At 67.3% G+C, this 15,147-nt stretch carries 9 protein-coding genes; 3 read left to right on the plus strand and 6 right to left on the minus strand.

Annotated elements, in window-relative coordinates; genetic code table 11:
* Positions 1 to 270 precede the first annotated feature (270 nt).
* Positions 271 to 2,979, plus strand: coding sequence for a cation-transporting P-type ATPase (locus QZZ29_RS05785; RefSeq protein ID WP_291382039.1), 2,709 nt, complete (start codon positions 271 to 273; stop codon positions 2,977 to 2,979).
* A 14-nt stretch (positions 2,980 to 2,993) separates the two neighbouring features.
* Here QZZ29_RS05785 and QZZ29_RS05790 read toward each other — a convergent pair whose 3' ends face one another.
* The 4 genes from QZZ29_RS05790 to QZZ29_RS05805 form a co-directional block, all read right to left on the minus strand.
* Positions 2,994 to 3,290: a hypothetical protein gene (locus tag QZZ29_RS05790; RefSeq protein ID WP_291382040.1), complete on the minus strand. Its 297-nt coding sequence runs from the start codon at positions 3,288 to 3,290 to the stop codon at positions 2,994 to 2,996.
* Between the two features lie 325 nt (positions 3,291 to 3,615).
* Positions 3,616 to 3,831: a helix-turn-helix domain-containing protein gene (locus QZZ29_RS05795; protein ID WP_291382041.1), complete on the minus strand. Its 216-nt coding sequence runs from the start codon at positions 3,829 to 3,831 to the stop codon at positions 3,616 to 3,618.
* Between the two features lie 159 nt (positions 3,832 to 3,990).
* Positions 3,991 to 6,120, minus strand: coding sequence for an EAL domain-containing protein (locus QZZ29_RS05800; protein ID WP_291382042.1), 2,130 nt, complete (start codon positions 6,118 to 6,120; stop codon positions 3,991 to 3,993).
* 1,311 nt (positions 6,121 to 7,431) lie between these two features.
* Complete coding sequence (locus tag QZZ29_RS05805) at positions 7,432 to 9,270, minus strand: cytochrome c oxidase assembly protein (RefSeq protein ID WP_291382043.1); 1,839 nt, start codon at positions 9,268 to 9,270, stop codon at positions 7,432 to 7,434.
* Positions 9,271 to 9,481: 211 nt separating this feature from the next.
* Here QZZ29_RS05805 and QZZ29_RS05810 point away from each other — a divergent pair, with 211 nt between their 5' ends.
* The gene (locus QZZ29_RS05810) at positions 9,482 to 11,230 is read left to right on the plus strand and encodes an MDR family MFS transporter (protein WP_291382044.1); all 1,749 of its coding nucleotides are present in this window, start codon (positions 9,482 to 9,484) and stop codon (positions 11,228 to 11,230) included.
* A gap of 80 nt (positions 11,231 to 11,310) precedes the next feature.
* Here the strand turns inward: QZZ29_RS05810 and QZZ29_RS05815 are convergent, their stop codons facing one another.
* Positions 11,311 to 12,357: a DUF2332 domain-containing protein gene (locus QZZ29_RS05815; RefSeq protein ID WP_291382045.1), complete on the minus strand. Its 1,047-nt coding sequence runs from the start codon at positions 12,355 to 12,357 to the stop codon at positions 11,311 to 11,313.
* A 104-nt stretch (positions 12,358 to 12,461) separates the two neighbouring features.
* Between QZZ29_RS05815 and QZZ29_RS05820 the strand changes: the two genes are divergently transcribed.
* Positions 12,462 to 13,871, plus strand: a complete 1,410-nt coding sequence (locus tag QZZ29_RS05820) for a UTP--glucose-1-phosphate uridylyltransferase (RefSeq protein WP_291382046.1) — start codon at positions 12,462 to 12,464, stop codon at positions 13,869 to 13,871.
* Positions 13,872 to 13,925: 54 nt separating this feature from the next.
* Here QZZ29_RS05820 and QZZ29_RS05825 read toward each other — a convergent pair.
* A partial coding sequence (locus tag QZZ29_RS05825; RefSeq protein WP_291382047.1) for a dihydrolipoamide acetyltransferase family protein occupies positions 13,926 to 15,147 on the minus strand: 1,222 nt, incomplete at its 5' end.

Genomic DNA, 15,147 nt, shown 5'->3' on the forward strand with positions numbered 1-15,147 from the left:
GCGCCAACATCAAGCGATTTCTACTTCCCAAGCTGATAGCGCGGGTTCGATTCCCGTCACCCGCTCCATTTTTTTGCGCGCGCCGGCGGCCCTTCGCGCCCCTGGCGGATCACCTGCCCGGCCCTTCGGGCGCCGTGGACCTTTCGTCCCGCGATGGACCAAAGCCACCCAGATATCCTGAAATTCCGGGCGCGGTACCGCGTCGGCGCACCTTGAGGACGCGGCACGTGTGCCGCCGTCACGGGGGCGACGAAGGGCGGACGAACAGCGATGGGCGCACACTCCCGGACGATCGACGAGGTGCTTGAACAACTCCACGTGGACAAGGGAGGCCTTACCGCCGCAGAGGCCAGACGTCGCCTGGAGACCGAGGGCCCGAATCGCCTGCCCGACGCCAAACCCGACAGCCTGATCAAGCGCATCGCCAAGCAATTCAACGACATCCTGATTTACGTCCTGCTGGCGGGCGTCGTGGTCACCGCGCTGCTGCAGCACTGGATCGACTCCGGCGTGATCCTGGGCGTGGTGGTGATCAACGCCGTGATCGGTTTCATCCAAGAGGGCAAGGCCGAGGCCGCCTTGGAGGGTATCCGGAAGATGTTGTCCCTGGACGCCCAGGTCCGGCGCGACGGCCACTGGGTCACCATCGACGCCAAGGAGCTGGTCCCCGGGGACGTGGTGCGATTGCGTTCGGGGGACCGCGTCCCTGCCGACCTGCGGCTGATCGCCACGACCAACCTGCAGATCGAGGAATCGGCCCTGACCGGCGAGTCCCTCCCGGCGGAGAAATCGCCCGACCCGGTGGACGAGGAGGCTGGAGTGGGCGACCGCACGTCGATGGCGTTCTCCAGTTCGCTCGTGACGTCCGGCCGCGGCGTGGGGGTGGTCACCGGCACCGGGGTGAACACCGAGATCGGCCGCATCAACACGATGATCAGCGAGGTCCAGACGCTGGCCACGCCGCTCACCAAGGCGATGAACCGTTTCGGCGCTCAGCTGTCGATCACCATCGGCATGTTCGCGGTCGCAATGTTCGCCATCGGCCTGATCGTGCACGGCAACCCGCCGGGCGACATGATGATCGCCGCGATCAGTTTCGCGGTGGCCGCAATCCCCGAGGGTCTGCCGGCGATCATGACCATCACGCTGGCGATCGGCGTCCAGCGGATGGCCAAGCGCAATGCGATCACCCGCCGACTCACCTCCGTGGAGACGCTCGGTTCGGTCACCGTGATCTGCTCTGACAAGACGGGAACGCTGACCAAGAACGAGATGACGGTCCGGGCGATCGCCACGGCCGACGGCACGTACACGGTCAGCGGCACCGGCTACCAGCCCAACGGTCAGGTGCTGCTGGATGACTCCCCCGTGGCGCTAGAACGCCCCGACCTGCTCGCACTCGTGGAGGCGATGGCGGTAGCGAACGATGCCGAGGTGGACGAGAACGAAGACGGCCGGTGGGTCATGATCGGCGAACCCACCGAGGGTGCGCTCCAGACGTTGGCCGTGAAGTGCGGTTTCGACCGCACGGAGTACGACCGTGTGGACGAGGTCCCGTTCGAGTCCGAACACAAGCTCATGGCGACCCTTGAACAGTCGCCCGACGGCAGGTCGCTGGTGCTCGTCAAGGGTGCGCCGGACCGCCTGCTGGCGCGATGCCGCACGCAGTACTCCTCGCGGTCCGGCGCGTCCGCCCTGGACCACGCGTGGTGGGAGGAGCGGATTGCGGAGATGACGGTGCATGGGTTGCGGGTGCTGGCGGCCGCGCGCCTCCAGCCCGACCAAGACCAGCGGTCGCTGAGCCTGGACGACCTTGACGGAGGGCTGGTGTTCCTGGGTGTCGTGGGGATCCTCGATCCGCCCCGACCAGAGGCGATCGAGTCGATCGTCGCCTGCAGGCGAGCGGGAATCGCGGTCAAGATGATCACTGGCGACCATCCCGCCACTGCCCTGGCGATAGCACTGGAGATGAACATTGTCAGCAGTGAGCGCGGTGACGACGCGGTCATCAGCGGAGTCGAGCTGGAGGCCGCGACCGACGACGAACTGCAGGTCATCGCGCAGCAGTATTCGGTGTTTGCGCGCACCAGCCCCGAACACAAGCTTCGCCTGGTCAAGGCGCTGCAGGCCACCGGGGAGGTGGCGGCCATGACGGGCGACGGCGTCAACGACGCCCCGACGCTCAAGCGGGCCGACGTGGGGGTGGCGATGGGGATCAAGGGCACCGAGGCGACCAAGGAGGCTGCCGAGATCGTCTTGGCGGACGACAATTTCGCGTCGATCGAACAGGCGGTCCACGAGGGCCGCACCATCTACGACAACCTGCGCAAGGCGATCCTGTTCATCCTTCCCACCAGCGTTGCGGAGGCGCTCGTCATTATGGTCGCGGTGGTCGTCGGCTTCGACTTGCCGCTGACCCCCACTCAGATCCTGTGGGTGAACATGGTCACCGCCGTCACCCTCGCTCTGGCGCTCGGGTTTGAAAGGGCCGAGCCGGGCATCATGGACCGACCGCCTCGCGACTCCGGTGCATCCATTCTGGGCGGCTACTTTCTGTGGCGGATCGCCTTCGTGTCCGTGCTCACGGCGGGTGCGACCATCGCGGTGTTCCACGTCGTCAAGGGCAACACGGCAGACCTCGACATTGAGCGGACGGTGGCTGTGAACACCCTGGTGTTCGCGGAGATCTTCTACCTGTTCAATGCCCGGTTCCTCACGGCCGCCAGCTACTTCCCGTCGCGATTGTTCGGCAACCCCGTGGCGTGGATCGCCGTAGGGGTGTTGCTGGTGCTGCAGGTGGGGTTCGTCTACCTACCCTTCATGCAGTCCCTCTTCGAGACCGCGGCCCTGAGCCTGCGCCACTGGGTGATCCCCATCATCATCGGACTGGCCATCTTCGCCGTCGTGGAGGTCGAGAAGGCGGTGGTGCGCTCTTGGCAGAGACGCCATCCACGGCCGCGCCGTGCCTGCACTGGATGATGGATGAGGCCCATTCACGTCGAGACGTCGGCGTGGTGAAGGGAAAACGGCCACGGCGACTCGTCACTGCGTTCGAGGATGCGGTGGCTCACGGATCCCGGCACCGAGCGGTCCGTCATGACCTGGAGCGCGAACGAGGCGGCATGGGCATCGGCCTGGGGTCCTGTCCACGCCGATGCGGTTCGCTCACGCGCCTTCAGCCGCCATCGCGACGTGGGCCTGGTGGCGTGGACCCGGATTCCGGTGCGGGCCTCTCGTACGGAGATGTCACGCTCTGCGGCTTGGTAGGCGGTCAGGGTTGGAGACTGCATGGTGGTGCCCTGTCGGTAGGTACCGGCGATCAGGCGCCGCCGGCGGGGGTGTGGTGGGGTTGCCCCGTTCCGAACCGAGCGAGCACAAGCTCGACCGCTTCGCGCATCCGTTGGCGCAACGGGTGGATGAGCAAGTCGCGGTAGGCGGCCGCGAGTTTCCGGTCGCCGCCATGGCGGCGACCAGACCGGGCAGGACCTGCGCCGCCGGGGTGCGGGTGAACGTCGTCACCAGGAGGTCGGCGTAGGCCATGAGATCGGTGGTCACGCTGCCCGTGTCGATGGGCGCGGCGGCGGGCATTCGGTCGACGATGGCTTCGATCGCCAGCTACGCTTTGTCGGCCCAGCGCCGGTAGACGGTTGGCTTGCTGACGCCCGCCCGCCGCGCGACGTCCGCGACGGTCATCCCTGCGTAGCCGTGGCGTCCGAGTTCTTCGAGCGCGGCAGCGAGGATCGCGTCGTCCATCTCGGGCTGGCGCGGGCGGCCGCGTCCGCTGCCGTGTCCGCCGGGTCGCCGCGGCGAGGCGGTGTGGGGGATGTCCATGTCGGGCTCAGTCCTTTTGCGTTACCCCAGAAACGTCACACATGAGACGACGTTACGCAACTAGCGTTACGTATGTTCCGGCGGCCACGTTCGTCCGAGCGTGTCGGGTCACGCCGACAGGTCAGGGAAGCCGCGCAGGTGCGTCCGAGCCCGGTGAGCTCAGCGGTCGTGCTCGTGGTCGGCGCCGATAGCCGCGAGGGTCGCGGGGATGAGCGTGATCGGGCCCGGGCGCGCGAGGAGGTAGCCCTGGCCAAACGCGCACGACGTTGCCTGCAGCTCACCGACTTGGGCCAGGGTCTCGATGCCCTCCGCGATCGTCACCAGGTTCAGGGTCTCGGCGAGCCCGATGATCGCCTGCAGAAACGCGAGGTCGGCTTCCCCAGACTCGACCGAACTGACAAACGCCTGATCGATCTTGACCATGTCCACGGGCAGTTTTCTCAGGCGGCTGAGCGAGGAGTACCCGGTGCCGAAGTCATCGATGGCGACCCGCACCCCTTGCGCGCGCAGTTGCCACAATGCCTCGCGGCTACTCTCGTCCAGGAGCAGCCCTTCGTTGACTTCGAGCACGAGTGTCCTGGGTTCGAGGTCGTGGTCGCGCAAGGTCTTGACCACAAAGCCCGGAAACTCGTCGTCTTCCAGCTGAAGCGGGGACACGTTCACGCCCACGTACGCATCACTGCCGGTCTCGACCCGCCAACGTGCCACGTCGCCGCACGCCCGCACCATCACCTGCCTGCCTAGCTCCTGGATGAGGCCAGCCTGCTCCGCCGCTGGGATGAACGCCGACGGCGCAACATCCCCGAGCTCCGGGTCCGACCACCGCGCCAGGGCCTCGAGCCCCACAACGAGCCCCGTGTGCAGGTGGGCAATGGGCTGGTAGGCGACCGTAATCGCCTCCGCGGCGACGGCAGTCCGCAGTGCAGCCGCGAGCCGAAACTGGGCGACCGCGCCCTTGTGCATATCCGGTTCGTAGACGACGTACCGCCCGCGCCCGCGCAGTTTTGCCTGGTACATCGCCAGATCGGCGTTACGCAGCAGGGTCTCGGTTGTCTCCCCCGGACCGGCGGCGGCGATGCCGATGCTGGCTCCGATCACCACGCCGTGTCCGCTGAACTCGACCGGAGCGTTGTGCAGCGCAACAAGGATCCGGGAGGCGAGCGTCGTGGCCTGCTCGACGGTCGCGTTCTCGAGCAGCAGTGCAAACTCGTCGCCGCCCAGGCGCACCGCGGTGTCCCCGGCACGCGCACACGTCTTGATCCGACGCGCGGCCGCGATGATGACGTCGTCTCCGGAGGCGTGACCGAAGCTGTCGTTGACCACCTTGAAATCATCGAGATCGATGAAGAGCACGACGCTGCTGCGCCCCGGCCAGGCTCGACCCGCGAGCGCGTGATCGACCCGATCGAGAAACAGCCTGCGGTTGGGCAGTCCGGTCAGCGGATCGTGGAAGGCCTGATAGCCGAGGCGTTCCTCAAGCTCCTTCTCCTGGCTGACGTCAACAAGCACGCCTTGAAAGGTGGGGTTTCCATCCTGGTCGTAGAGCACCATGGCATCGTCGCGCACCCACACCGCCGTTCCGTCCTTGCGGTGGATCCGATACGTGTCCGAACGCGTCTCCACCTCGGTCCCGGCCAGAATCATGTACTGCTTGTCCGCCACAGCCGAGTCCCGGTCGGCAGGGTCGAGCTGGCGCAGCCACAGGCCCGGATCCGCCATCCACTCCTGGGCCGTGAAGCCGAGCATCCGCTCAATTTGAGGGCTCACATAGTGCCAGCGTCCGTCGGGGCCAGGCTCCGCAACGTACACCACCGCGGGGACCCGCTCGACGAGAAGCCGATACCGCTCCTCCGCGGCGCGTAGGTCGCTCTCGAGCCGCTTGCGCTCGGTGATGTCGAGCGTCATGCCGATCTCAAAATCGGGTTCGCCGTTGGCGTCCCTGACGAGCGACACGGTCAACGCCGTCCACAGGTACCCGCCGCCCCTGCGCAGAAACCTCTTCTCCATGTCGAAGTGATCGATCTCGCCGGCCGCCAACTTGCGGGACAGCACCGCATTGGGCTCAATGTCGTCGGGGTGCGTGAACTCGCTCCACGGCATCGTCGCAAACTCTTCATCGGTGTAGCCGAGCATGCGATGGAGCGCACCGTTCGTCATGGACGTGCGTCCTTGCGGGTCCACGAGGCCGATTCCCACCGGGGCGAGCTCAAGGATGGTTTCGAGCCGCTTCAGCCGCGCCGCTACGGCATCGGCTACGGGCAGGTCGCCGTCGCGCTCGGTGTCACCCACGACCCGCCTCCTTGGCTTGCAACTCAGGGGTTCCATCGGCCACCGGAACCCGCATGTGAGCCTTACTGACCTCCGGACAGCCGTCGAAACGCTTCAGAACGCCAGCGTGAACTTTGCGTGTCGTTCCCGGTGAAACATGTCGGTCCCCCGTACTGTCGTTCTTGAGCGAGCAATCACGTCCGACTCGTTTCACAGCAAAGGCCCCCCGGAGTAAGCGTCCGGGGGGCCTTGCTGTTGAGACGAGGATCACGACCGACGCAAGCGCCGACCGTAGCCGCCAGGTAACGAACCCAACCGGCGAACCCCGCAAGCGGGGCCCTCCTCACTCTGCGATTCACGGCCCGTCACTGCCACCTCGTTACCAGCGGCCCCTTCGTTCTCTCCGAGAAGATCCTGAAGGGCTAGCGCAACATCCTGTGAACCACTTCGCATCGACTCGAGTCCCTCTGCGGCCAGGTTGCCCCGACCACTTTGTTCGTCTTCGTGCGATCCGAATGAGTAATGTCTACTCCTCGAAAATGGGGCGCGCAAGCGGAAAATGACATTTTCGTTTTCCACTTTTGTTGCACAGGGTTTTCCACCGATTCCTGCGTCTGGCCGCGAGAAATCCACCGGCCTGTGGACAAAATCTGTGGAGGAGTGGCCCGCGCGAAAACCCAGGGCGAGGGTGCGGAGGCGACGCGGGAATCGGTCACCGAACTGCTCGGCGGGAATCGGTCACCGAACTGCTCGGCGGGAATCGGTCACCGAACCGCTTGCTGGGGACAGGCGAAGGGCCCCTCGAAGTAAGCGTTCGAGGGGCCCTGCCATGACCTCAAGTTCTCGGCACCGCCCCGTGAGGCGACACCAAATGCCGTGATTGACGTTACGGCCTCGTCTTCCGAGGAAGACAACCTATCGGTCGACGCTTGGGGCCGTCAGTCCCTGTGCCGTCACCCACAGTGTGTCAAGTGCGACCTAGGTCTCACCGCATACCCTGGACCAGCGTTGTCCGAAGCGCCCGAGTCCATCACCACACACCCGACTCTTGGCGAGACGCCGGTCTCCCAGCGTCCACATCAAGTACGGCTCACCGCAGTGAAAGTCCCTGCCGAGCGAGTGATGATTTTCCCGATGCCCCAGTAGTAGCGGACCCGCGCGCGCCAGCGCAAGCCGCACGTGGGTCGACTTTTTCACACCGCTTTTCCACATTTTTCTCCACCGGGTTTGCCAGGGAGTTCCAGATTCGTGCACACGGCTGTGGACAAAATCTGTGGACGCGCCGCCGGCCGACACAGGTCGCTCGCGGTCCCCACCGACCCGGCGCGGTCCCTACCGACCCGGCGCGGCGTCGTCGGATTGTGCCAGCCCGCCCAACATGGCGTTGTACTCGGCCAGGTCCGCGTCCCCGGTGCGCACCGCCTCCCGATCCTGGCGCGTGGCGGTGCGGGCGTCGGCCCGCCGCCAGGCCACGAGCACGCCGATCGCCAACACCAGCACCGGAAGCTCACCCAGGCCCCACGCGATGGCGCCTCCATACTGCTGGTCGGTGATGGCGTCGGCGCCCCAGTCCCGACCCATGAGTCCGTACCAGCGAGGAGCGAGCAGCACCTCCGACGCGGTGAGCGAGACGCCAAAGAACGCGTGGAACGCCATGGTGGCGAACAGCAGCAACACCCGCAAGGGGTATGCGGGTCGCGTGGGGCCAGGGTCGATCCCCACGAGCGCGTTGGCGAACAGGTAGCCCGCGAGGGTGAAGTGCACGATCATCCACAGGTGCCCCGCGTGATTGCGCAGCGCGAACTCAAACAGGGGGCTGTAGTAGAACGCCACCAAGGAGCCGGCGAAGTTCACGGCGGCCACCACCGGGTTCGCCAGGAACGTCATCCACCGCGATTCCACGATGGTGCGGATCCACTCGCGCGGCCCGCGGGTGCCATCCGTGCGGCTGGGCAGCGCACGCAGCGCCAGGGTCACGGGCGCCGCGTAGACGATGGGTAGCGGCACGGCCATCACCAGCAGCATGTGCTCCACCATGTGACCGGAGAAGGTCACCATCCCGTACACGGCGGGTGCGCCCTGGGTGATCCACGCGATGCCCGCCATGCCCGTGAGGAACGCGACGCTGCGCTGCCACGGCCAGTCGTCCCCACGCCCACGCAATCGGGACACCCACCTCAGGTACACCACGCACAGGGCGACCACCACCAGAGCCGACAGGATCTCGAGCCGCCATTGAAGGACCCACTCGATCGCGTCGGGACGCGGCGGCAGCGGGTACCCGGTCAGCAGGAACGCGGGGCTCGGGTTGGGCACCACCACCACAGGGATTGTGGGGTTCGAGCGGGCCAACACCCCTCCGATGCCGGCCACAGCAGCGAGCAGGGCCACATCCCAGGCGAGCACGCGGTAGAAGCGGCGCCGCACATCGGCCGACGTGAGCCGGGGCAACGTGACGCGCCGATGCCACGCCGCTAGGGCGATGACCCCCGACATCAGGATGAGCTTGAGCGCGAGGATGCGGCCGTACGTGGTGGTGACCAGGTCGCCGGCCGAGCCGACGCGTAGCCACGCGTTGGAGGCGCCCGACGCGACGATGGCGGCCGCAGCCCACAGCGCCATGCGGGACACACGCTGCACTGCGGCCTTGGCATCGTTGCCGAGCGGCTTGCGCGCCGCGGCCAAGGCAATGAGCAGACCCAGCCAGACCGCCGACGCGGCCACGTGCACGTACAGCGACGTCACCGCGAGGTGGTGGTCTTCGGCGCCGGCCGCATGGCCCGTCATCGCCTGCACGCCCAGCCCATAGGCCACCGGGACGAGCGCCCACGCCGCCTCCGACGGCGTGCGCACCAGCGTGACCGCAATCGACGTGACGACGGCCGCGAGCAGATTCATCCCGTACGCGCGGCCGAGGTCGATGTCGCCGACGAAACTCCAGAGCTGCGCGCCAAAGTCGGGGGCGGAGGGCCCCACCTGGGCGATGTCCACGTAGGAGCTGATGAGAAAGACACCCGCGCCCGCAATCCACACCAGCGCACCGACTCTGGCCACCAGCGCGGCGCGCTCGGCGGCCGCACCCCGCACCACCGCGACCACCAACAGCAGCCCGCCTACCACCGCGGCCACGCCCAGGTCGCGCACCACGGCCGCGGCCGTCACCAGGATCATGTGTTCAGCGTAAGGGCGCGCGGCAGCCGCGCCGAATGATCCACGGCGCGAGCACCTGCACCGGGAATCCCCGACCCAGGAATAAGGGACCCGGCCGATGCGTGGAATATGGTGGTTGCGCGCCGCGAGCCCTCCCCGCCCCGCGCCACTTCGACCGCACGGACGCGGCAGTCCCCGCCGCATCGTCCGGCGTCGTGTGAAAGGAATATTCGTGACCACAGCCGTCTCCGCACCGCTCCTGAGTCGCCGACAGATCAACCTCATCGTCGGCGGCCTGATGGTGGGCATGTTCCTGGCCGCACTCGATCAGATGATTGTGGCGACCGCGATCCGCACCATCGGCGACGACCTCAACGGCCTCACGCTGCAGGCCTGGGTCACCACGGCCTACCTCATCGCAGCGACCATTTCGACGCCGCTGTACGGCAAGCTGTCGGACATCTTCGGGCGGAAGCCGCTGTATGTGTTGTCCATCAGCTCGTTTGTTGTCGGCTCGCTGCTGTGCGGCACGGCCACCTCGATGTTCGAGCTCGCGGCGTACCGCGCCATTCAGGGTCTGGGCGCCGGCGGGCTGATGGCGCTCGCACTCATCATCCTGGGCGACATGCTGTCGCCGCGCGAGCGCACCAAGTACCAGGCGCTGTTCTTTGGCGTATGGGGCGTGGCGTCCGTGCTGGGCCCCGTTCTTGGTGGGTTCTTTGCCGACGCCGACCAACTGCTCGGCTTCGCCGGCTGGCGCTGGATCTTCCTCATGAACGTGCCGCTGGGTGCGATCGCCCTGTTCATCATCCTGCGCGTCCTGCACCTGCCCGCCACGCACAAGCGCGTGGCGATCGACTGGTGGGGCGTGGGCACCCTGGTAGTCGCCATCGTGCCGTTGCTCATCGTGGTGGAGCAGGGCCGGGACTGGGGCTGGACCTCCCCGAGCGTGCTCGTCCTGTCTGCCGTCGCGCTCGTCGGCATCCTGGGCTTTGTGCGCGCCGAACTCGCCGCCGGGGACGACGCCCTGCTGCCGCCACGCATCTTCCGCAACCGCACCGTGGGCGTCTCGACGGGCCTGAACTTCATCATGGGCTTCGCGATGTTCGGCGCCATGGCGGGACTGCCGCTGTACATGCAGATCGCCAAGGGACTGTCGCCCACCGCATCCGGACTGGCGATGCTGCCCATGACCTTCGGCATCATCACGATGGCGGGGCTCTCGGCGCGCGTCATCCACCAGACGGGCCGGTACCGCGTTTTCCCGATCATCGGCACGTCGCTCATTGTCATCGCCAGCATCGACCTGTCCACCCTCTCGGCCGACAGCCCGCTGTGGCACCTGTTCGTTGGTGCAGGGCTGTTCGGCCTCGGCCTTGGCGGCGTGATGCAGCCGAACATGCTGGCCGTGCAGAACGCCGTGGAGCCCCGAGACATGGGTACGGGCTCCGCGTCGGTCATGTTCTTCCGGCAGATTGGCGGTTCGCTCGGCACCGCGGTGTTCCTGTCGATCCTGTTCGGTACGGTCGGGGGCGACATCGGCAACGAGATCTCGGCGGCCTCGCAGACCCCGGCCTTCCAGCAGGTGGTGTCCGACCCCGCGACCCTCACCAATCCCGTGGATGCGGCCATCATTCAGACGCTGCAGGCCGGCTCGATTGACGGCGCCCAGGACGCGGGCCTGTCGCTCGACGACACCTCGTTCCTCAAGGAGGCCAACCCCGTGCTGGCGTCGCCGTTCCGCGAGGGCTTTGCGGACGCCATCACGCGCGTGCTGTTGATCTCCGGGTTCATCGGACTCGGCGGCGTGCTCTTCTCCCTGTTCATCCCGCACGTGCCGTTGCGCGAAAAGTCGGGCCTGGAGACGATGCGGGACGAGGACGAGGCGAAGGCGGCGGTGAGCGACGCAGCGGGTGACGACGACGCAGCGGCGGCAGCGGGTGACAACGACGTGAAGCCGGTCAACGCGGCCGACAAGTAGTTCTCCCCTCGAGCACACACGGGGTGGCCCGAAGTCGGCCCGGTTGTGCTGTGGCCCATGACGCGCCGTGAGAGCCGCCCCTACGCCACGTTGTCGATCCAGCGCCCATGGGCGTGCGCACCGGCCCGCACCTGAGCCGTGGCGTACGAAAGCCCCGTGTACAGGTAGAGGTATCCCGCTCCGCGCACGGGCTCCATCGCGACCCTCGCCACAGGCCTTCGCGTGGCGACCTCCGCAAGGGACGCGTCGATCGCGTCCCGTTGTGTCGCAGCGAGTTGGTACGCCATCACCGTATGGAAGACGAGCATCGGGCCGGGCGGAAGGTTCGCCTCCGTTTCCAGGAGGCTCACCGCAGCATCGCCCGCCACCATGCGCACGTCGGTATCGCGGCGGATGGCCAACGCGGCGCGCAGTCGCTCGAGTCTGTCGGTGTGCTCCGGCCACACGAGAGCCTCAAGCCACGCCGTCGCGTCGGCGTCCATCGCGTCGATGGGTGCCAGGTCGAGGCCCGTGCGCGTGGCAATGGCTGGGGCGCTATCGGGCAGAGCAAAACCGCCCCTGTTTTCGCACTGCAGAGTGAGTCGCGTCGCACTCGGATTGATAGCAGAGACAGTCTTGTCGCCGTAGTCGTAGTCGAACCGGTCGAGGCAGAGATTGAGTCCCGCCGACGCGCCAATGTCGACGAGGTGCACGGGAGCCCCCCACGCATCGGCGGCCTCGACGAGCCACGGAAGGATCGCTGCGGAACGACCCACCTCGTTTGTCTGCGTGCGCCGAGTGGAGCCCATCTCGATGAGCTCGGCCGCGTGATCGAGCGCGTACGCGCTAAAGGCGGCGTAAGCGTCAGCGTCAGGCGGGCGCGCATCGGCGCCTGCGAGATGCGGGTACCAAGCCGCGAGCGGATCGGCCGTGTTCAGTCGCAACTGGACGCCAGCGAACAGCAGGTTGAGCGGCGGAGCGTTGTCGATAGCACCCACGAGGGCGAGCATCTGGGGATCCTGCGAGATGCGGGACGCGAGAAACGCGTACAGGGGTGAATCAAGAGCCGATTCGATCCACGTCGTCACGGAGCGCGCGACCTGGTCGAGGTCGGCCCTGTTGTCCGCGCGCCACGCAGGTGAATCCATCGGCCCAGCGTACGCAACCGGTGCCCGATCCTGCCATACCCGCACGTCACCCAAGCGCATTACCTGCGGGACGTCGCGCAGACCGACGCACGTTCTCTAGGCTCATGGGTATGAGCAATGCACTCGGACTGACAGCTGCCCAGACCAAGATGCGCGAGGCCGGTGTCAATCAGGCCGCGATCGACGTCTTCAGCCACTACTACGGCGAGCTCGAGGCGGGGGCCACCGGCCTGATTCTCGAGGAGACGATCGAGCCGCTGACCGACCCCACCCGCCTGGATGGCGTGGAGGTGGACGACGAGGCCGCGAGGGCCGCGCTCGCCAAGACCGTCATCATCAAGCTCAACGGCGGGCTGGGCACCTCCATGGGGATGGACCGCGCCAAGTCGTTGCTGCCGGTACGCGGCGAACAGAGCTTCCTGGACGTGATCGTGGGGCAGGTGCAGCGGGCCCGCAAGGCAACGGGGGCCCACTTGCCCTTGCTGCTGATGAACTCTTTCCGCACGCGCGACGACTCGCTCGAGGCGCTCGCCGCGCACCGCGGCTTAGCCGTCGAGGGCCTGCCGCTCGACTTTGTGCAGAACAAGGAGCCCAAGCTGCTGGTGGACGGCCTCACGCCTGTCGAGTGGCCTCAGGACCCGGACCTCGAGTGGTGCCCGCCCGGCCACGGCGACATCTACACGGCGATCCTCGCATCGGGCATCCTGGACGCGTTGTTGGAGGCCGGGTTCCGGTATGCGAGCGTCTCCAACTCGGACAACCTGGGCGCCGTGCCCAACGCGCGCATCGCGGGCTGGTTCGCCGCATCGGGCGCGCCGTACGCCGCGGAGCTCTGCGAGCGCACCGCCGCGGACCGCAAGGGCGGCCACCTGGCCGTGCGCAAGGCGGACGGCCAGCTCATCCTGCGCGACACCGCCCAGACCGCGCCCAACGAGATGCACTACTTCACGGACGAGCACCACCACCCGTTCTTCCACACCAACAACCTCTGGTGGGACCTCGAGAAGCTCAGGGCGGCGCTCACCGAACGTGGCGCCGTGCTGGGCCTGCCCCTGATCCGCAACACCAAGCACGTGGACCCCACGGACAAGGAATCGCCCGAGGTGTTCCAGATCGAGACCGCGATGGGCGCCGCGATCGAGGTCTTCGAGGGTGCCACCGCGATCGTCGTCGGCCGGGACCGCTTCCTGCCCGTCAAGACCACGAACGACCTGCTGGTGCTGCGCTCCGACGCGTACGAGTTGCAGGATGACGGCGCGCTGCGCCTCGCGGTGCGCAAGGCCCCTGTTGTGGACCTCGACCCGGCCTTCTACAAGACGATGGCGGAATTTGACGCCCGTTTCCCGCACGGGGCGCCGTCGCTGCGCGAGGCGTCGTCGCTGACCATCAAGGGCGACTGGACGTTCGGCAAGAACGTGGTGGTGCGCGGCACCGTGGTGCTTCAGGACGACGATGGCCAGCGCAACGCGATCGCCAACGGCACGCTGCTCGACGGCGTGGTGATGGAGGGCTAGGCCTTCCCGGGTGCGCCCAGGATGCCGCGCCCGGGGCCCGCGCCTGACACGGGCCTAGGCCCAGACCAGCCCGTGCGCGGGGTCGTTCATCACGCGACCCACGTCAAACAGCAAGCGCGCGCCCAGTTCGCCGTCCACCAGGCGGTGGTCGAAGCTCAGCGCGAGTTGCGTCACCCAGCGAATCTGGATCTCACCGTCGTGCACCCACGGCATCTGACGGATCGCGCCGAACGCCAGGATGGCGGCCTCGCCGGGATTGAGGATCGGGGTGCCCGTGTCGATGCCAAGCGCGCCCACGTTGGTGATGGTGATGGTGCCGTCCGCCATGCGCGCTGGCGGGACGCGCCCACTACGAGCCTCGGCCGTGAGGTGTTGCAGTTCGGTCGCGAGCGCGTGAAGCGGCAAGCGGTGAGCGTCCTTGATGTTGGGCACCACGAGGCCCCGCGGCGTCGACGCGGCGATGCCCAGATTCACGTAGTGCTTGTAGACGATCTCTTGATTGGTTTCGTCCCACGACGCGTTGACCTCGGGGTGGCGACGCACCGCGAGCAGCAGCGCCTTGGCCACCAACAGCAGCGGCGTGACACGCACGTCGGCAAAGTCCTTGTCCGCCTTGAGTTTGGCCACGAGGTTCATGGTCTCGGTCACGTCGACGGTGAGGAATTCGGTGACGTGCGGGGCGGTGAACGCCGACTGCACCATCGCCTCGGCCGTGCGCTTGCGCACCGACTTCACGGGCACGCGCGTCGAGCGGCCGTTATCGCTCGAGTAGCCGGTCTCGAGCCACGGCTGATCGTCGTTCGCGTACGTCGCGAGCGTCTGCGCGGAGGTCTCCTTGACCTTCTGCTCGACGTCGCCGCGCGTCACCAGCCCTCCCGGGCCAGACGGGTTGATGGTGCTGAGGTCGACGCCCAGTTCCTTGGCGAGCTTGCGCACGGGCGGCTTGGCGAGCACGGGGTACTCGGTGTCGCCGACGCCGCCGATCTGCTCCACGACCTCGACGTTGCGGTGGCGGCGGTGAATGGCGTCGGCCTTGACCCCGTAGCCCACGAGCACGGCGCCGGAGCCCTCCGCAGCGGGCGTCGCAGCGGGCTCCTGTGAAGAACTCACTACTGACGCGACACCGGCCGGCTGGGCTCCCGCCTGGGACGCACCTGCAGCGTCGTCCTGGTAGTGAGTTCTTGACATGGATTCAGGGGCTGCGACCGGAGCGGAGGCGTCGTCGAGGTGGTCGGCGAACGGCGGGGGGTCCGCGACCTCGGGTTCCGTGCCTGCG

Source organism: Demequina sp., assembly GCF_016278765.1.
Classification (GTDB): domain Bacteria; phylum Actinomycetota; class Actinomycetes; order Actinomycetales; family Demequinaceae; genus Demequina.

Bases quoted from the DNA above. Each gene is read 5' to 3' on its own strand.
- QZZ29_RS05795 (WP_291382041.1), bottom strand. From the start codon at position 3,831: ATGGACATCCCCCACACCGCCTCGCCGCGGCGACCCGGCGGACACGGC.
- QZZ29_RS05790 (WP_291382040.1), bottom strand. From the start codon at position 3,290: ATGCAGTCTCCAACCCTGACCGCCTACCAAGCCGCAGAGCGTGACATC.
- QZZ29_RS05820 (WP_291382046.1), top strand. From the start codon at position 12,462: ATGGGTATGAGCAATGCACTCGGACTGACAGCTGCCCAGACCAAGATG.
- QZZ29_RS05815 (WP_291382045.1), bottom strand. From the start codon at position 12,357: ATGGATTCACCTGCGTGGCGCGCGGACAACAGGGCCGACCTCGACCAG.
- QZZ29_RS05785 (WP_291382039.1), top strand. From the start codon at position 271: ATGGGCGCACACTCCCGGACGATCGACGAGGTGCTTGAACAACTCCAC.
- QZZ29_RS05805 (WP_291382043.1), bottom strand. From the start codon at position 9,270: ATGATCCTGGTGACGGCCGCGGCCGTGGTGCGCGACCTGGGCGTGGCC.